Here is a 17,215-nt window from a genome sequence, read left to right as displayed (position 1 = left end):
TGCTAGTTAACTTATCGTGCGGAATCTCGCAATTTTTCAATGGCTTCTTTATTAAAGAAGTAATGTGTGCCACAACATTCGCATTGTATATCTATGCTACCATTGTGTTCAGCGAGAATTTCGTCAATCTCATTTTCTGGTAATAAGAGCAATGCCCCCCCTGAGCGCTCTTGAGTGCAACCACAGAAAAAGTCCACATTTTGTGCGGGATAAATTTCCACAGTTTCTTCGTGATATAAACGGTAAAGCATTTCTTCTGCACTTAGGCCAAAGATTTCTTCATCTTTTACCGTTGCCGTAAGCGTAGCGAGATGTTCAAAATCCCCTTCTTCGCCCACGCCATCTGGCATCACTTGCAGCAACATACCTGCCGCCACAGGCTCACCATTAAATTCACCTGTACGAATAATTAACTGGGTTTGTAACTGCTCAGAACGCACGAAATAATCCTCTAAACATTCAGTAATAGTCGGCTTGTCTAAGCCAATTACACCTTGATAACGCTCGCCTTCATTTGGTGTGATGGTGATCACTAACACCCCTTTGCCAATCATTTCGTTTAGGGTCATATCATCACGCACTTCCCCTTGCAAACGGGCTAGCGCGCGCATTTTTTGATCATCAGAACCATTCACTAAGGCTAATGAAAGTGGGCCATCTCCTTGAATTTGTACAGTAATGCTGCCGTTAAATTTTAACGTAGCAGTTAATAAACTGGTTGCGACCATCATTTCACCCAGCAAATTTTGCACCACTTTTGGATAATGATGGGTATTTAAGGTATCTTTAAAACTTTGGTTTAACCGTACCCATTCGCCACGTACGGCACGATTTTTAAATAAATAACGATAGAGCTTGTCGTTGTCTGCTTGATATGTCATTTTGTCCTCAGTAAATCTTTCGGTTACGCCATTTGCTGAGTGAATTAAGAAAAGAATAAATTTCGCCTGAGGAATATGTTTCCTCACGATGCCTACACTCAGCTTGGCAATAGGCTTAATATTGGGATGATTTTAGCGATCACAAGGTTTGGGTCTATTGATCATTCATTTTACATTTGAGTTATCAACAGCCCCTAGTCCTGATATTTAAACTTAAGCAAATCTCGCCGCTCTTTTTTATTTGGACGGCGTTCAGGATTTGGCATAGAAAGGGCATTATTTTTACGCGCAATCGCCCATTTTTCCCGTTTTTCCACACTTTGTGCCGTTTCTTGATATAACAGCTGCGCCTCTGGTGCGCCACGGCGTTGAGTGGAAAGAGCAAGCACTTGCACTTCTTTTTCCTCATTACCTTGACGTAATTTAATCAGAGCTCCCACTTCCACCATTTTATTCGGCTTGGTACGCTGATTGTTATAATGTACCTTACCACCGTCAATCATCTCTTTGGCAATCGTTCGTGTTTTATAAAAACGTGCAGCCCATAGCCATTTATCTAGGCGAGCTTCATTATCTTTTTCTTTATTATCCTGCTGTTTTACAGAATTTTTTGCCATTTTACATTTTCCTCTTATTTTAAAGTGCGGTCATTTTTTACCTTATTTTATGCCATAACCCAAGATTTAGACAAAATTTTGCTCCAAATTGAAAAAATTCGTATAGAATGACTTATCTTTATACTTTAATTGAGGAAAAATATGCAAACATCTGTTTATTCATCTCCCAGTTTAAAAGAATTAACCTTTCGAGGAATGTTCTTAGGGGCATTAATTACGGTGATCTTTACCGCATCTAATGTTTATCTTGGGCTAAAAGTCGGCTTGACTTTTGCCTCTTCTATTCCCGCAGCCGTGATTTCAATGGCAGTACTGAAAATGTTTTCAGGCTCAAATATTCTAGAAAATAACATGGTTCAAACCCAAGCTTCTGCAGCTGGCACACTATCTGCTGTTATTTTTGTTATTCCAGGGCTACTAATGATGGGATATTGGCAAGATTTTCCATTTTGGCAAACGCTTTTAATTTGTATGGCTGGAGGAATTTTAGGCGTGATCTTCACCATACCATTGCGGCAAGTCATGGTCGCTAAAAGCGATTTACCTTACCCCGAGGGTGTCGCCGCAGCTGAAATTCTTAAAGCAGGAAATCACCAAGAGGGTAAAAATGATACAGGCATCAAAGAAATTGCCACTGGAGGCATTCTTGCTGCAATAGTGAGCTTTGCGACAAATGGGTTGCGTATTATAGCTGATGGTGCAAGTCTGTGGTTTAAAGGGGGAAATGCCGTCTTCCAAGTGCCTATGGGGTTCTCTCTCGCCTTATTAGGGGCGGGCTATTTAGTGGGGATCATGGGAGGCATCGCTATTTTAGTAGGGATTTTCCTTACTTGGGGTGTTGCCGTGCCTTATTTCACCAGTACCTCATCCATGCCGGTAGATAGCGATATGATAAGCTATGCGATGAGCATTTGGAAAAGCAAAGTGCGCTTTATTGGTGTGGGAACGATCGGCATTGCCGCAATTTGGACATTACTGGTATTAATGAAACCAATGATCCAAGGAATGACCCAATCTTTCCGTGCGTTAAAAGATCCTTCTGTGCAAACCAATGATCGCACGCAGCTTGATTTATCTCCTAAATCAATGATTTATATTACAATTGCAGCAATTGGATTAATTATGGTGGCACTCCACCACTTCATCGCACAAGCCCCAATTGCCACAGAATATGCCTTATTATTTGTGATTGTGTGCACCTTCTTAGCCGTCTTTATCGGCTTTTTCGTTGCAGCAGCCTGTGGTTATATGGCAGGGCTTGTTGGTTCATCATCTAGCCCAATCTCAGGCATTGGGATTATTTCTGTGGTGCTGATTTCCTTAACGTTAATGTTGTTAGGCAAAACAACTGGTTTAATTGACAGCGCAGAAGGAATGAAATTTTTAACCGCACTCACCATTTTCTCAGGTTCGATTGTGGTTACCACTGCTGCTATTTCCAATGATAATTTGCAAGATTTAAAAACAGGGTTACTTGTGCAAGCTACGCCTTGGCGTCAACAAATAGCATTGATTGTAGGTTGTGTTGTAGGTGCGTTAGTTATCGCTCCAGTACTAGAAATTCTTTATCACGCGTACGGTTTCACAGGAGCATTGCCACGTGCCGATATGGATCCAAGCCAAGCTCTTTCAGCGCCACAAGCTACTTTGATGACAACTATTGCCACAGGGATTTTCTCTAGCCATTTAGAATGGCGTTATATCTTTATGGGCATCGGGTTAGGACTAGGCTTAATCATTATTGATATGCTCTTAAGAAAATCGAGCAAAAATCGTTTTGCCTTACCAGCCCTTGCGGTGGGTATGGGGATTTATTTACCGCCAGTAGTGAATATGCCTATTGTCATCGGTGCCATTATTGCTTGGTTGATCAATCGACACTTAACGGCTTATGCACAACGCAACGGCAAAAATATCGATGAAGTGAAGAAAAAAGCGGAACGCTACGGCACCTTATTCGCAGCAGGTTTGATCGTTGGAGAAAGTCTGATTGGCGTAATTCTAGCCTTTATCATCGCCGCTTCCGTAACCTCTGGCGGTTCAGATGCACCGCTTGCACTGCCATTAGAAAATTGGGGTAGCACCGCGGAATGGCTAGGCTTAACAGTATTTATTACTGGTGTAGTGATTTACGTTTTCCGCGTATTGCGTGTGAAAAAAGGGTAAAAATTATACCGCACTTTGGTATATCATTATTTTATAAATAATAAAGGGGCAATCGCCCCTTTTTCTTTTCGATTTTTCACCCTTGCCTTTACTATCCCCTTTGCTATACTTTGTATCATTGTTTCATCTCTTGGGCGGTCACTTTGTTATTCAATTCTTCTTTATTACAATTGGTATTAGCTCTTGCCGAACAAGCAGGTGAGCATCTTAATTATTTTTATTGTAAAAATTTGCACCCTCGACTCAAAGCAGACAACACGCCAGTTACTGAAGCGGATCTTTTCGTCAGTCAATTTTTAATTGAAAAACTCACCGCCTTAACCCCTGATATTCCTGTTTTGTCGGAAGAAAATTGCAAAATTCCCTTTGGTGAGCGGCAGAAGTGGCAGACATATTGGCTGATTGATCCCTTAGATGGCACGCAACAATTTATTAATCGCACGGGGAATTTTTCTGTTTTGATTGCCTTGGTGCATCAAAATCGCCCTGTGCTTGGGGTGATTCACTCTCCGCAATCACAAAATACTTATTATGCGCTGCAAGGTGCTGGGGCATACAAAAAAACGCCGCAAAAAACCACTGCACTAGAAAAACAACCTGTTAATCTTAATCGCCCTATTCGCATTACCGTTGGCTCACACTCCGCAAAAAACAGAGTGCGGTCGATTTTAAACCCCAATTTTACTTATCAATTTCAGATTATTGGTTCAAGTGGGATTAAAAGTGCCTTGGTTGCAGAAGGGGCCGCGGATTGTTATGTTCGCTTAGGGGAAACTGGTGAATGGGATACCGCAGCAGCAGAAATTATTTTAGCGGAAATGGGCGGCAAGATTTTTGATCCGTATTTCCAGCCACTTACTTATAATCAGCGTGAGACCTTCGTCAACCCTGATTTTGTAATGGTGGCAGACGCACAGTTAAACTGGCACAACATCTTTCAATTTAATTAATGAGAACTATTGGTAATTTGCCAAATTTGGGCATATTATTACCACTCTTTTAAAAATGGATAGGAACAATATGACTAACCTCAACGCAGAAAATAATTGTATCGTGATTTTTGGAGCATCAGGTGATTTGACCCACCGTAAATTGATTCCTGCACTTTATAATTTATACAAGATTGGCCGCTTAACAGACCATTTCTCTGTGCTTGGTGTAGCAAGGACTGAGATGAATGATGAAGATTTTCGTCAAAAAATGCGTCAAACACTAATTAAAAATGAAAAAGCTGAAGGACAAATGCTTGATGATTTTTGTGCTCATCTTTACTACCAAACCCTCAACACTTCTGATGCGAAAGATTACGCAAAACTTGTCCCCCGTTTAGATGAACTACACGATAAATATCAAACTGCTGGTAATACACTTTATTATATGTCTACGCCGCCAAGCCTTTATGGCGTAATTCCCGAATGCCTCGCAGCGCACGGATTAAATACTGAAGAATTTGGCTGGAAACGTTTGATCGTAGAAAAACCCTTTGGCTATGACATAAAAACTGCCAAAACCTTAGATATTCAAATTCACCGTTTCTTTGAAGAACATCAAATCTACCGTATCGACCATTATCTCGGTAAAGAAACCGTGCAAAATCTGCTGGTATTGCGTTTTTCAAACGGGTTATTTGAACCATTATGGAACCGTAATTTTATTGATTATGTGGAAATTACAGGGGCAGAACAACTTGGTGTTGAAGAACGTGGAGGTTATTATGATGGTTCGGGGGCGATGCGTGATATGTTTCAAAACCATTTATTGCAAATGCTTGCCATGATTGCTATGGAGCCACCTGCCATTATTAACGCTGATTCAATGCGTGATGAAGTTGCGAAAGTATTGTATTGCCTACATCCACTTAACGAAGAAGATTTAAAAAACAACTTGGTATTAGGACAATACACTCGAGGTACAATTAATGGTAAAGAGGTAAAAGGGTACTTAGAAGAAAAAGGCGTGCCTCCAGATTCCAACACAGAAACCTATATGGCATTGCGCTGTGAAATTGACAACTGGCGTTGGGCGGGCGTGCCATTTTATGTGCGTACAGGAAAACGCTTACCTGCGCGCGTAACGGAAGTCGTTATTCATTTTAAAACCACACCACACCCCGTATTCAGCCAAAACGCACCAGAAAACAAATTGATTATTCGCATTCAACCTGATGAAGGCATTTCAATGCGTTTTGGCTTGAAAAAACCGGGCGCAGGATTTGAAGCCAAAGAAGTATCTATGGATTTCCGCTATGCGGATTTGGCTCAGCCAAGTTTATTAAGTGCTTACGACCGTTTATTGCTCGATGCAATGAAAGGTGATGCCACTCTATTTGCGCGTACTGATGCCGTACACGCCTGCTGGAAATTTGTGCAGCCGATTTTGGAGTACAAAGCGGCGCGTGGTCGTATTTACGATTACGAAGCTGGCACTTGGGGGCCAACGGAAGCTGATAAACTGATTGCTCGTACTGGTCGAGTTTGGCGTAAACCAAGTGGTTTAATGAAGAAAAAAGTCTAACTCAATCCCCCCGCTCTTATAGAGCTAGGGGATCTTTGGAGAACACAATGAACAACGTTATTTTTGAAAATGCACAAAGTGCGGTGGAAAAAATCGCTGAAGAACTTAAGCAATACAGCCTTGAAGGTCACCCTGTGCATATTTCGCTTTCAGGCGGCAGTACGCCAAAACTTTTGTTTAAAACCTTGGCAGCAGCACCGTACAACCAAGCTATCCAATGGAAAAACTTGCATTTTTGGTGGGGCGATGATCGTATGGTTGCCCCTTCTGATCCTGAAAGCAATTATGGCGAAGTACAAAAATTATTGTTCGATCATATTGATATTCCAGCAGAAAATATTCACCGCATTCGTGGTGAAGCGCCAGTGGAGCAGGAACTCGCGCGCTTCCAAAATGAACTGGCTGAAGTTGTGCCGAACGGCCAGTTTGATTGGATTATTTTAGGAATGGGCGCAGACGGGCATACCGCCTCATTATTCCCATATCAAACCAATTTTGATGACGAGAATTTAGCGGTTATTGCCAAACACCCAGAAACAGGGCAAGTGCGAATTTCTAAAACGGCCAAACTGCTTGAACAAGCCAAACGCATTACCTATTTGGTAACAGGCGCAGCAAAAGCGGAAATTTTAAAAGAAATCCAAAGCACACCTGCGGAAAACCTGCCTTACCCCGCGGCGAAAATTAAGGCAAAAAATGGCGTAACGGAATGGTATTTGGATAAAGATGCGGCAAAGTTGTTGTAATGTTATGTAAAGTGCGGTGATTTTTTAGGAAATTTTTATTGGGAAAATAAATGGAGCAACTGGATCTCTCAGCATTAGAAAAAGCGTTTAACTCACTTGAAATGACCTTAGCTAAACTGGCGGATAAACAATGGTTCGCTGCACAAGAAAACATTGTGCAAGACCCCCTTATTGCAGGTTGTATTCAAAAATTTGAATTTGTTTATGAACTTAGTATCAAGATGATGAAACGCCAGTTAAAGCTGATTGCCGAAACGCCCAATGAAATTGACAGTGCAGATTTTCGCGATATTTTGCGTTTGAGTGCCAAAGCAGGCTTAATTGAGCAAGTGGAAGATTGGCTACTCTATCGTAAAATGCGAAATATCACCTTGCACACTTACGATCAAAATAAGGCTCAGCAAGTTTATGAACAAATGAGCGGTTTTTTAGCTTCTGCCAAAAATTTGCTCAGCCAATTACAACAGCGTAATAATGATGATTGATATTCAACCCCAACATCTTGAAATGGTGGAAAAAATATTCAGCACTTATTTGAGTGGTTATGAAGTGCGTGCATTTGGCTCAAAGGTAAAAGGAACGGTTCGCCCCTTTTCAGATCTTGATTGGGAGGTGATGACAACGCAGCCTCTTTCTTTAAAAAACGCTCTGTGAAGTCGAAAATGCGTTTTCAGAAAGTGATTTACCTTGGCAAGTGGATATCGTGGATTGGGCAACCACATCAACAAAATTTCAGCAGATTATTTTGCAGAAATCTGTGGTTATTCAGCGATAGATTTCACTAAGATGAATGTTGAAAAAAGATAAAACAACAAGATTATAACGAAACAGGAGAAAGTAAAGTTATGAGTCAAAAAGGCGATATCGGCGTTATCGGTTTAGCGGTAATGGGACAAAACTTAATTTTAAATATGAACGACCACGGCTTTAAAGTGGTGGCATATAACCGTACTACCTCTAAAGTGGATGAGTTTTTAGAGGGAGCGGCGAAAGGCACAAATATTATCGGTGCTTATTCCTTAGAAGATCTGGCAAACAAATTAGAAAAACCTCGCAAGGTGATGCTAATGGTGCGTGCTGGTGAAGTGGTTGATCAGTTTATCAACGCATTGTTACCGCATCTAGAAGCAGGCGATATCATTATTGATGGCGGAAACTCAAACTATCCAGACACTAACCGCCGCGTGAAAGAATTAGCAGAAAAAGGCATTCGATTTGTGGGTGCCGGCGTATCTGGCGGTGAAGAAGGCGCACGTCACGGACCTTCGATTATGCCAGGTGGTAATGCGGAAGCGTGGCCTTATGTAAAACCAATTCTGCAAGCCATTTCTGCCAAAACTGATAAAGGTGAACCTTGCTGTGATTGGGTGGGACAAGAAGGTGCGGGCCATTTCGTGAAAATGGTACATAATGGTATCGAATATGGTGATATGCAATTAATCTGTGAAGCCTATCAATTCTTAAAAGATGGCTTAGGTTTAAGCTATGAGGAAATGCAAAAAATCTTTGCAGAATGGAAAAAAACTGAGCTGGATAGCTATTTAATCGACATTACCACCGATATTCTTGGTTATAAAGATGCCGATGGCGAACCATTAGTAGAAAAAATCTTAGACACAGCAGGGCAGAAAGGAACAGGGAAATGGACGGGGATTAACGCCCTTGATTTCGGTATTCCATTAACCTTAATCACTGAATCTGTGTTTGCTCGTTGCGTGTCTTCATTTAAAGATCAGCGTGTTAGTGCCGCTCAATTATTCAACAAAACAATTTTACCAGTGGAAGGGGATAAACAAGTTTGGATTGAAGCGTTACGCAAGGCGCTACTTGCCTCAAAAATTATCTCATACGCACAAGGCTTTATGTTGATCCGTGAAGCATCAGAAAACTTTGGCTGGAATATTAACTACGGTGCAACCGCCTTATTGTGGCGTGAAGGCTGTATCATTCGTAGCCGTTTCTTAGGTAATATCCGAGATGCTTATGAAGCAAACCCAGATCTGATTTTCTTAGGTTCAGATCCATACTTCAAAAATATCTTGGAAAACGCCTTAGGTGACTGGCGTAAAGTGGTCGCAAAATCTATTGAGGTAGGTATTCCAATGCCTTGTATGGCGTCAGCGATCACCTTCTTAGATGGCTACACTTCAGCTAACTTACCAGCTAACTTGTTGCAGGCACAGCGTGATTATTTCGGTGCGCACACTTATGAACGCAAAGACAAAGCACGTGGTGATTTCTTCCACACTAACTGGACAGGACGCGGCGGTAACACTGCATCAACTACTTATGATGTATAACTAACCTTATGAGCGATAGGCACTCCTATCGCTCTTTTTGCATAAAATAAAGTGCGGTGTAAAATCTTGCACTTTTCCAATTAATAACAAATAGGAGTCATAAAAATGAAAAAAGAAAATCCGGTAGAATGCGTAGGCTGCAATACCTTTGACGTTGGCACTATCATCGACAACAGCAATTGCACCAGCCACGTTGAGCGTGTTTATGCCACAGAAGTAGAAGCTGAGCTTGCCTTGCAAGAATTCACCCAAAAAGCGCGAGCCGCAGAAAGCGAACCTTGCCAAATTCAAACAGCAATCAGTCCTGTTGAAGGTGGATTTTTACTCAGCGCTGATTTCACCTTCAGCTGCCAAGCAGAATCCTTAATTTTTGAATTAGGATTACGTTAATTAAGCCAGCTATATAGCTAAGAAACAATAAAAGGAGCGAAATATTTCGCTCCTTTTATTCAACTAAACTGTATCTATTTAATACATACCAAATTAATAATTTTGTCGACTGTCTCACATAACTCACTTAACCTAGCCTTAACTAATTATTTCAAAATGGAAATTTGAGCTTTTCAGTTACCGCAATGAAAAGTTATTTGGCATTCCTTAAAGTGCCACTCAAGGGGGGCTTTTGAAATACCATTAAACTTGAGTAAATTACATTTAGCTTGTTTTTCGTTAATATGTTTTTTTTGTCTGCTCAGTGAGGTCTTGATTGGGGTGAAAACGATTAAATTCACTTGCATTAAGTATACCATAGCTTCGATAAAATCGGTGTAAATATTACTATTAGGTTTCGGCTAGTAAAAGCGTTGTGCTTGTTTGAGAATATTCCCCACTTTTGATAGCCTTGTTCTAAAGTGATAATGGAACGAATCTACTAGCACTGAGAATGGATGCGATCTCTGCTTTGAGCGTAGGATTGCTAGCTACCTAGTTTACATCTCAGGTTTGTAAACATGTTATATCTCTTTTAGAGGGAATCTAGGCAACTAAACGCTAGTCAAAGAGCAATTCAGCTCAACGAATATAATAAGTCATATTGAATTATAGCGCATAATTTATTTCAAGTTTATCGTACTGAGTCCACAATAGCTTTTTTATTTGGCATAACATAAAAAAGTGTTGGTAAAGTAGGTTCGAGACTTATTCTTCAATCATATTCTGTAATTTATGCGTTGTATCCTAGTTCTTTAGAAATTGCTAATGCTGTATTTCTAATTTGTTTGAGAATAACTTCTTTGCCTAGTGTCCTTAATTTATAAGAAGACAGTGATACAGACACAGCATAATCAACCGAACCTTGAAAGTTAAAAATTGGACAAGCTAAACAAACCACACCGATTTCGTTCTCTTCTCTATCCATTGCGAATTGCTCTTGTCGAATATCGTTTAACTCTTTTTCCATTAAATGAATATTCGTGACGGTGTTACTGGTAAGCTGTTTGATATTGTGTTTTTGTTCTTGCCAATAATTAGCGAGATAATCTTCATTTTTTTCGTACGCAAGGTAAAGTTTGCCCATTGCTGAACAGTAAAGTTGTAAGCGTTGCCCGATATAGGCTTGTGTTCGTAGCATGCCAGTAGTGGGCTCAAGTTTATAAATCATAATGGCGTGATCATCTTCTCTTTTAGAGAAATTGATGGTTTCACCGAGGCTAAGATTAAGTTCTTCTAAATAAGGTGCTGCAACGTGAATAATATTTAATGAAGCGAGTATTTTTTGCCCTATTCCTAAGCATTTTATTGTTAAGCGATAATTTCCGGCAATACCCGATGGCTGAACATAGCCTTCACTTTGCAACCCTTGTAATAAACGATGTACGGTACTTTTATTAAGTTGTGAAATTTCAGCCAATTTTGCAAGTGGGCATCCATTTGGAAAGTCACTCAAAATATCAATTAAACGAAGTCCACGGATTAGGCTTTGATTGCCGCCAGTTTTATCTTCTGACATAGTCATTCTCCAAGCTATTTTTTAGTATTTAGTATAACAAATTCCCTATGTCTATTTCATTTCATATTGTGGAATAAAATTTCAAATAAATGAGAGTTTGATCACAAATCAATAAAAAATATTTTAACCAATTGATTTTAAATGGTTTTTATTTTTTGTCGTAGATTGACATTATTTAGTTTAATAATGTAATTTATGGAACATAATTTCACAATATGAAATAAGAGGTCCTTATGTTAATTTCCTATGAAGTTTTAAAAGCTGAATTTAAACGTGTTTTACTTGCACGCAATGTACGTGAAGAAATTGCAGAAGAATGTGCCACAGTGTTTGCTGATACCACACAGGCTGGCGCGTATTCTCACGGTGTGAACCGCTTCCCACGTTTTATCCAGCAGTTAGAAAATGGTGATATTGTGCCAGAAGCTGTGCCTACAAAAGTGTTGTCGTTAGGCGCGATTGAGCAATGGGACGCTCATCAAGCCATCGGTAATTTAACGGCGAAAAAAATGATGGATCGAGCAATGGAAATTGCTGATCAATATGGTATTGGGGTCGTTGCATTGCGTAATGCAAACCACTGGATGCGTGGCGGAAGTTATGGCTGGCAAGCCGCAGAGAAAGGCTATATCGGTATTTGTTGGACAAATGCGTTAGCGGTTATGCCACCTTGGGGGGCAAAAGAATGCCGTATTGGTACAAACCCACTGATTATTGCCGTGCCAACGAACCCAATTACGATGGTCGATATGTCTTGTTCTATGTATTCCTATGGAATGTTAGAAGTTCATCGCCTAGCAGGTCGCCAAACCTTTGTTGATGCAGGATTTGATGATAATGGCAATTTGACCCGTGATCCTGCTACGGTTGAGAAAAATCGTCGTTTATTGCCAATGGGCTTTTGGAAAGGATCTGGACTTTCAATCGTGTTAGATATGATTGCCACTTTACTTTCTAATGGCTTATCCACCGTTGCCGTTACGGAAGATAAAGATGACGAATATTGCGTCTCTCAAGTCTTTATTGCCATTGAGGTTGATCGCTTAATTGATGGGAAAACGAAGGATGAAAAAGTTAACCGCATTATGGAATATGTGAGAACTGCGGAACGTGCTGATCCTGATGTTGCAGTTCGCCTACCCGGACACGAATTCACAACTATTTTAGCGGAAAATAAAGCAAAGGGTATTCCTGTTGATGATACCGTATGGGCGAAGTTGAAAGCATTATAGTGTGATGAGTGAATAAAAGGAGTGAGCAATGTACTTTGGGCATATTAATCATTTCAATGCAAAGGCTTTTCCAGAGACCATTCAGATTGCATTGGCGTATTTGAAAAATACTGATTTTGATCAACTGCCGGCAGGGCAATATCCAATTAAAGAGCGGTTGATTTTTGCACAGATTTTGGATTTGGAAACTAAACCCAAAGCAGAAATCTTGCCCGAAGTACATCGCCATTATCTTGATGTGCAATATTTACACTGCGGGCAAGAGCGGATTGGTGTAGCTCCAGATCTGGGCGGCAATCCTATTGCTCAGGAATATAATCCAGAACGCGATATTCTTTTTTATCAATCAGTAGAAAATGAGAGTGAATTGGTGATGAGAAAAGGCAATTTTGCGATTTTCTTCCCTGAGGATGTTCACCGTCCTGCTTGTATTGATGAACAATCGTGTCATATTCGCAAAGTGGTTGTGAAAATCGCGTTGAGCGAGATTTGAGGTGAAAAATGAAATCTCTCGTTAATGTTATAGCTAAAATACTCAGCATTACGGTTGTGGCTATCCTTGCTACTATGTCGGGCTTGGTTTTCCTCAATGTGGTATTACGCTATGGTTTCAACAGTAGCATTAATATTACAGAAGAAGTTTCCCGTTATTTATTCGTGTGGCTCACATTTCTAGGCGCAATCCTTGCGTTTAATGACAATCAACACGTCAGCGTTACTATTCTAACCAGCAAACTTTCAGCATATAAACGCCACTGTTTAAGTCTAGTTACTGACGGTGCGATGTTGTTCTGTTGCTATTTGATAATTGTAGGTGGTTGGACACAATTTCAGCTTAATCTAAGTAATTTCGCACCGATTTCAGGATTGCCACAAGGGATCACCTATCTCGCCAGCGTTGTAGCGGGAGTGTTTATTGGGTTGTTACTTATCACGCGTATTTGTGCGAATGCGAGTTTGTTAGTGAAAGGAGAAATTCAATGACCGTTATTATCTTCCTTTCTGTGTTACTTGGTGCCATCATTTTAGGCATTCCTGTTGCTTTCTCCTTATTAATTTGTGGCATTGCGTTGATGATTCATTTAGATCTATTTGATGCGCAAATTTTGGCACAACAAATTGTGAGTGGTGCAGATAGCTTTTCACTAATGGCGATCCCATTCTTTATTCTTGCTGGTGAAATTATGAATGAAGGGGGATTATCAAAACGAATTATTGATTTGCCAATGAAATTGGTTGGGCATAAACGCGGCGGTCTAGGTTTTGTGGCGATTTTAGCGGCGATGATTATGGCGAGCTTATCAGGTTCTGCCGTGGCTGATACCGCTGCCGTTGCAGCAATGCTCTTGCCAATGATGAAGACAACCGGCTATCCCTTAGGGCGTTCCGCTGGTTTAATTGGCACCGCTGGTATCATTGCGCCAATTATCCCGCCATCAATTCCGTTCATTGTGTTTGGTGTAGCGAGCGGTGTTTCCATCACCAAGCTCTTTTTAGCAGGTATTTTCCCAGGCGTGTTAATGGGGAGTTGTTTAGCGGCACTTTGGTGGTGGCAAGCTAAACGCTTAAACCTGATGACATTCTCTAAAGCGACCAAGCAAGAACTCTGTATTTCCTTTAAAAATAGTATATGGGCGTTGCTATTACCCGTTATTATCATTGGTGGTTTCCGTCTTGGTATTTTTACCCCAACGGAAGCGGGAGCTGTTGCGGCATTTTATGCTTTATTTGTAGCAATCTTTATTTATCGAGAATTGAAAATTAGTACATTGTACAAAGTGCTACTTTCAGCAGGTAAAACCACAGCAGTAGTAATGCTATTAGTTGCAGCGGCAAATGTTACAGGTTGGCTAATCACCATCGCAGAATTACCACAAATGATTACGGAATTACTAGAGCCGTTAATTGAATCCCCAACGTTACTACTTATTGTCATTATGCTTGTGGTTTTTGTTGTGGGAATGGTAATGGATCTTACGCCAACTGTCCTGATCTTAACCCCAGTGCTAATGCCTCTTATTGAAGAAGCAGGCATTGATCCCGTGTATTTTGGCGTATTGTTTATCTTAAATACCTCTATTGGCTTAATTACACCGCCTGTGGGCAATGTATTGAATGTAATTACTGGTGTGTCAAAACTTCCTTTTGACGAGGCTGCCAAAGGTATCTTGCCTTATATGCTTATGATGATTGTCTTATTATTTGCCTTTATTTTTGTTCCATCACTTATTTTGACACCACTTTCGTGGATGCAACCTTAATCAAAATCCAAGGAGATTATTATGAAACTATTTAATTTAAAAACCTTAGCCGCATTAGTGACTAGCGCAGTGATGTTGACTTCAACTGCAGTTAATGCTGCAACCACATTGCGTTTTGGTTATGAAGCACCGCGTAGTGATACTCAACATATTGCTGCGAAAAAATTTAATGAGCTATTAAAAGAGAAAACAAAAGGCGAATTGAAATTAAGCCTATTTCCTGACAGCACCTTAGGTAATGCACAAACAATGATTAGTGCAGTGCGTGGTGGCACCATTGATATTGAAATGTCTGGCTCACCAAACTTTACTGGGCTAGAACCAAAATTAAACGTGATTGATATTCCATTCATCTTTAAAGATCGCGAACACGTTTACAAAGTGCTTGATGGTGAAATTGGACAGGGGTTATTAAAAAACCTTGAAGCACAGGGGCTAAAAGGTTTGGCGTTCTGGGACGTGGGTTTTCGTGCTTTCTCAAACTCAAAACATCCTGTAACGAAACCTGAAGACATTAAAGGATTAAAAGTGCGTACTAACCAAAATCCGATGTATATTCAGGCCTTTACACTGCTAGGAGCAAACCCAGTACCAATGCCACTTTCAGAGCTTTATACCGCTCTTGAAACTCGCGCGGTAGATGCGCAAGAACACCCAATTGGCATTTTCTGGTCTGCTAAACTTTATGAAGTACAAAAATATTTGAGCCAAACCAATCACGGCTACACCCCATTAATCGTTGTAATGAATAAAGCAAAATTTGATGGGCTTAGCGCTGAGTTGCAACAAGCTATCTTAGATGCCGCAAAAGAAGCAGGGCAATATCAACGCGACCTTAATGTCAAAAATGAGCAAGAAATCGTAGCTAATTTACGGAAAGCAGGTGTTGAAGTGATTGAAAAGGTCGATACCGCACCGTTCAAAGCCATTATTGAAGCGGATGTGCGTAAATCATTTATCGATAAACACGGTGATAAACTCGTGAAAGAAATTGATGCGTTAGCACAATAATCAAAGTGCGGTCGAATTTTTCAAGATTTTTTGACCGCTTTTTATCTTTGGGAGAGCATAAATGACTTACTATTTAGGCATCGATTGTGGTGGCACTTTTATTAAAGCCGCATTATTTGATGAATTCGGCACGATGTCGGCTTGTGTGCGAGAAAACGTACCACTCATCAGTGAACAAGCAGGGTATGCTGAGCGTGATATGCCGCAGTTATGGCAAATTTGTGCCAAGGTAATCAAGAAAACCATTGAACAAAGTGGGGTATCTGCCACAGAAATTAAAGGTGTCGGAATTTCTGCGCAAGGCAAAGGGGCATTCTTGTTAGATAAGCAAAATCAACCCCTTGGTCGTGGAATTCTTTCCTCAGATCAACGTTCGTTAGAGATTGTCAAACAGTGGCAACAGGCGGGTATCCCAGAACAGCTTTATCCAATAACACACCAAACTTTATGGACTGGACACCCCGTTTCGATTTTACGTTGGCTTAAGGAAAATGAGCCTGAACGTTATGCCAATATCGGTGCCGTGTTGATGTCACACGACTATTTGCGTTTCTGCCTAACTGGAGAGCTATTTTGCGAAGAAACCAATATTTCAGAATCCAATTTATACAATATCAATACCCAGCAATACGATCCTGAATTAGCCGAATTACTTGGCTTGCCGGGGATGACGGAAAAATTTCCGCCGATCGTCAAAGCAAATCAAATTGCTGGTTATGTTAATGAACAAGCTGCACAACTAACCGGATTAGCACAAGGCACCCCCGTAGTGGGCGGGCTGTTTGATGTGGTTTCTACGGCACTTTGTGCAGGTTTAGATGATGAAACGAAATTAAATGTGGTGCTGGGAACTTGGTCTGTAGTGAGTGGGGTAACGGATCATATTGATCACAATCAAAGCCTTCCATTTGTCTATGGACGCTATGCGCAAGAAGGAAAATTTATTATCCACGAAGCTAGCCCAACATCGGCGGGTAATCTTGAATGGTTTGTAAAAGAGTGGGGAAATCTCAGCTATCAGGCGATCAATGATGGTATTGATGAATTACCTATAACCGAAAGTGCGGTGCTTTTTGTGCCATTTTTATATGGCTCAAATGCAGGGCTAGGAATGAAATCAGGATTCTATGGAATCCAATCTCATCATAACAAAATGCATCTGTTTCAAGCCATCTATGAAGGGGTGCTATTCAGTATGAAGTACCACCTTGATCGAATGTTGCAACGTTTTCCAAATACGCAAGTGTTACGCATTACCGGTGGGCCAGCCAAGTCGCGAGTATGGATGCAAATGCTTGCTGATCTTACGGGGATGAAAATTGAAGTTCCAGCAATTGAAGAAACAGGGTGCCTTGGTGCAGCAATGATGGCAATGGAGGGTACTCAAGGGCGTGCAATGCCATTCACTGCGAAACAACAATTCGTTATACCAAATACACAAAACTTTGTTATATATCAGAAAAAGTATCAGCGTTATCAGCAGTTTGTCTCCGCATTACAATCTTTATTATAAACCAAAGTGCGGTCAAAATTTCACTA

17 protein-coding genes are annotated in these 17,215 nt (G+C 40.6%); 14 read left to right on the top strand and 3 right to left on the bottom strand.

Annotation, left to right across the window (positions count from 1 at the left end):
• Positions 1 to 11: 11 nt before the first annotated feature.
• Positions 12 to 881 (bottom strand): Hsp33 family molecular chaperone HslO, encoded by an 870-nt coding sequence (gene hslO, locus L5B71_RS10260; protein ID WP_265758284.1) that lies wholly within the window; start codon positions 879 to 881, stop codon positions 12 to 14.
• A 194-nt stretch (positions 882 to 1,075) separates the two neighbouring features.
• Positions 1,076 to 1,498, bottom strand: a complete 423-nt coding sequence (gene hslR, locus L5B71_RS10255; RefSeq protein ID WP_265758283.1) for a ribosome-associated heat shock protein Hsp15 — start codon at positions 1,496 to 1,498, stop codon at positions 1,076 to 1,078.
• Between the two features lie 141 nt (positions 1,499 to 1,639).
• Between hslR and L5B71_RS10250 the strand changes: the two genes are divergently transcribed.
• The 8 genes from L5B71_RS10250 (at position 1,640) to L5B71_RS10215 (ending at position 9,614) form a co-directional block, all read left to right on the top strand.
• Complete coding sequence (locus L5B71_RS10250) at positions 1,640 to 3,664, top strand: OPT family oligopeptide transporter (RefSeq protein ID WP_265758282.1); 2,025 nt, start codon at positions 1,640 to 1,642, stop codon at positions 3,662 to 3,664.
• 143 nt (positions 3,665 to 3,807) lie between these two features.
• A complete protein-coding gene (cysQ, locus tag L5B71_RS10245) occupies positions 3,808 to 4,614 on the top strand; it encodes a 3'(2'),5'-bisphosphate nucleotidase CysQ (protein ID WP_265758281.1) in 807 nt (268 codons plus the stop codon).
• Between the two features lie 70 nt (positions 4,615 to 4,684).
• Entirely contained in the window at positions 4,685 to 6,178 is a 1,494-nt protein-coding gene (zwf, locus tag L5B71_RS10240; RefSeq protein ID WP_265758280.1) for a glucose-6-phosphate dehydrogenase, read from the top strand.
• A gap of 47 nt (positions 6,179 to 6,225) precedes the next feature.
• Complete coding sequence (gene pgl, locus L5B71_RS10235; RefSeq protein ID WP_265758278.1) at positions 6,226 to 6,924, top strand: 6-phosphogluconolactonase; 699 nt, start codon at positions 6,226 to 6,228, stop codon at positions 6,922 to 6,924.
• A gap of 50 nt (positions 6,925 to 6,974) precedes the next feature.
• Positions 6,975 to 7,409: a nucleotidyltransferase substrate binding protein gene (locus tag L5B71_RS10230; RefSeq protein WP_265758277.1), complete on the top strand. Its 435-nt coding sequence runs from the start codon at positions 6,975 to 6,977 to the stop codon at positions 7,407 to 7,409.
• Complete coding sequence (locus L5B71_RS10605; RefSeq protein ID WP_326938252.1) at positions 7,399 to 7,578, top strand: nucleotidyltransferase domain-containing protein; 180 nt, start codon at positions 7,399 to 7,401, stop codon at positions 7,576 to 7,578. The genes L5B71_RS10230 and L5B71_RS10605 overlap by 11 nt, the downstream gene beginning before the upstream one ends.
• Before the next feature lie 191 nt (positions 7,579 to 7,769).
• Positions 7,770 to 9,224 (top strand): decarboxylating NADP(+)-dependent phosphogluconate dehydrogenase, encoded by a 1,455-nt coding sequence (gnd, locus tag L5B71_RS10220; RefSeq protein WP_265758276.1) that lies wholly within the window; start codon positions 7,770 to 7,772, stop codon positions 9,222 to 9,224.
• A gap of 105 nt (positions 9,225 to 9,329) precedes the next feature.
• Entirely contained in the window at positions 9,330 to 9,614 is a 285-nt protein-coding gene (locus L5B71_RS10215; RefSeq protein WP_265758275.1) for a YfcZ/YiiS family protein, read from the top strand.
• Between the two features lie 772 nt (positions 9,615 to 10,386).
• On the opposite strand, the gene L5B71_RS10210 is transcribed toward L5B71_RS10215, so the two are convergent.
• Positions 10,387 to 11,172 carry an IclR family transcriptional regulator gene (locus tag L5B71_RS10210; protein WP_265758274.1) on the bottom strand — a complete coding sequence of 262 codons (786 nt, stop codon included), beginning with the start codon at positions 11,170 to 11,172 and terminating at the stop codon, positions 10,387 to 10,389.
• Positions 11,173 to 11,405: 233 nt separating this feature from the next.
• Here L5B71_RS10210 and yiaK point away from each other — a divergent pair, with 233 nt between their 5' ends.
• The 6 genes from yiaK to L5B71_RS10180 all read left to right on the top strand — a co-directional run bounded on the left by yiaK (position 11,406) and on the right by L5B71_RS10180 (position 17,189).
• Positions 11,406 to 12,404 (top strand): 3-dehydro-L-gulonate 2-dehydrogenase, encoded by a 999-nt coding sequence (gene yiaK, locus L5B71_RS10205; RefSeq protein ID WP_265758273.1) that lies wholly within the window; start codon positions 11,406 to 11,408, stop codon positions 12,402 to 12,404.
• Positions 12,405 to 12,432: 28 nt separating this feature from the next.
• Complete coding sequence (locus L5B71_RS10200) at positions 12,433 to 12,897, top strand: YhcH/YjgK/YiaL family protein (RefSeq protein WP_265758271.1); 465 nt, start codon at positions 12,433 to 12,435, stop codon at positions 12,895 to 12,897.
• 8 nt (positions 12,898 to 12,905) lie between these two features.
• Positions 12,906 to 13,388, top strand: coding sequence for a TRAP transporter small permease (locus tag L5B71_RS10195; RefSeq protein WP_265758270.1), 483 nt, complete (start codon positions 12,906 to 12,908; stop codon positions 13,386 to 13,388).
• Entirely contained in the window at positions 13,385 to 14,665 is a 1,281-nt protein-coding gene (locus L5B71_RS10190) for a TRAP transporter large permease subunit (RefSeq protein ID WP_265758269.1), read from the top strand. The genes L5B71_RS10195 and L5B71_RS10190 overlap by 4 nt, the downstream gene beginning before the upstream one ends.
• A 21-nt stretch (positions 14,666 to 14,686) precedes the next feature.
• Positions 14,687 to 15,676 (top strand): TRAP transporter substrate-binding protein, encoded by a 990-nt coding sequence (locus L5B71_RS10185; protein WP_265758267.1) that lies wholly within the window; start codon positions 14,687 to 14,689, stop codon positions 15,674 to 15,676.
• A 61-nt stretch (positions 15,677 to 15,737) separates the two neighbouring features.
• Positions 15,738 to 17,189, top strand: a complete 1,452-nt coding sequence (locus tag L5B71_RS10180; protein WP_265758266.1) for an FGGY-family carbohydrate kinase — start codon at positions 15,738 to 15,740, stop codon at positions 17,187 to 17,189.
• The last annotated feature ends 26 nt before the right edge of the window (positions 17,190 to 17,215 follow it).

Source organism: Avibacterium sp. 21-586, from assembly GCF_026226775.1.
Lineage (GTDB): Bacteria > Pseudomonadota > Gammaproteobacteria > Enterobacterales > Pasteurellaceae > Avibacterium.
The sequence above is the reverse complement of the archived record's forward strand: the minus strand, read 5'-3'. Positions and strand labels throughout refer to the sequence as shown.

Coding starts and splice junctions, on each gene's coding strand:
- hslO (WP_265758284.1), bottom strand. CDS start 881: ATGACATATCAAGCAGACAACGACAAGCTCTATCGTTATTTATTTAAA.
- hslR (WP_265758283.1), bottom strand. CDS start 1,498: ATGGCAAAAAATTCTGTAAAACAGCAGGATAATAAAGAAAAAGATAAT.
- L5B71_RS10250 (WP_265758282.1), top strand. CDS start 1,640: ATGCAAACATCTGTTTATTCATCTCCCAGTTTAAAAGAATTAACCTTT.
- zwf (WP_265758280.1), top strand. CDS start 4,685: ATGACTAACCTCAACGCAGAAAATAATTGTATCGTGATTTTTGGAGCA.
- pgl (WP_265758278.1), top strand. CDS start 6,226: ATGAACAACGTTATTTTTGAAAATGCACAAAGTGCGGTGGAAAAAATC.
- L5B71_RS10230 (WP_265758277.1), top strand. CDS start 6,975: ATGGAGCAACTGGATCTCTCAGCATTAGAAAAAGCGTTTAACTCACTT.
- L5B71_RS10605 (WP_326938252.1), top strand. CDS start 7,399: ATGATGATTGATATTCAACCCCAACATCTTGAAATGGTGGAAAAAATA.
- gnd (WP_265758276.1), top strand. CDS start 7,770: ATGAGTCAAAAAGGCGATATCGGCGTTATCGGTTTAGCGGTAATGGGA.
- L5B71_RS10215 (WP_265758275.1), top strand. CDS start 9,330: ATGAAAAAAGAAAATCCGGTAGAATGCGTAGGCTGCAATACCTTTGAC.
- L5B71_RS10210 (WP_265758274.1), bottom strand. CDS start 11,172: ATGTCAGAAGATAAAACTGGCGGCAATCAAAGCCTAATCCGTGGACTT.
- yiaK (WP_265758273.1), top strand. CDS start 11,406: ATGTTAATTTCCTATGAAGTTTTAAAAGCTGAATTTAAACGTGTTTTA.
- L5B71_RS10200 (WP_265758271.1), top strand. CDS start 12,433: ATGTACTTTGGGCATATTAATCATTTCAATGCAAAGGCTTTTCCAGAG.
- L5B71_RS10195 (WP_265758270.1), top strand. CDS start 12,906: ATGAAATCTCTCGTTAATGTTATAGCTAAAATACTCAGCATTACGGTT.
- L5B71_RS10190 (WP_265758269.1), top strand. CDS start 13,385: ATGACCGTTATTATCTTCCTTTCTGTGTTACTTGGTGCCATCATTTTA.
- L5B71_RS10185 (WP_265758267.1), top strand. CDS start 14,687: ATGAAACTATTTAATTTAAAAACCTTAGCCGCATTAGTGACTAGCGCA.
- L5B71_RS10180 (WP_265758266.1), top strand. CDS start 15,738: ATGACTTACTATTTAGGCATCGATTGTGGTGGCACTTTTATTAAAGCC.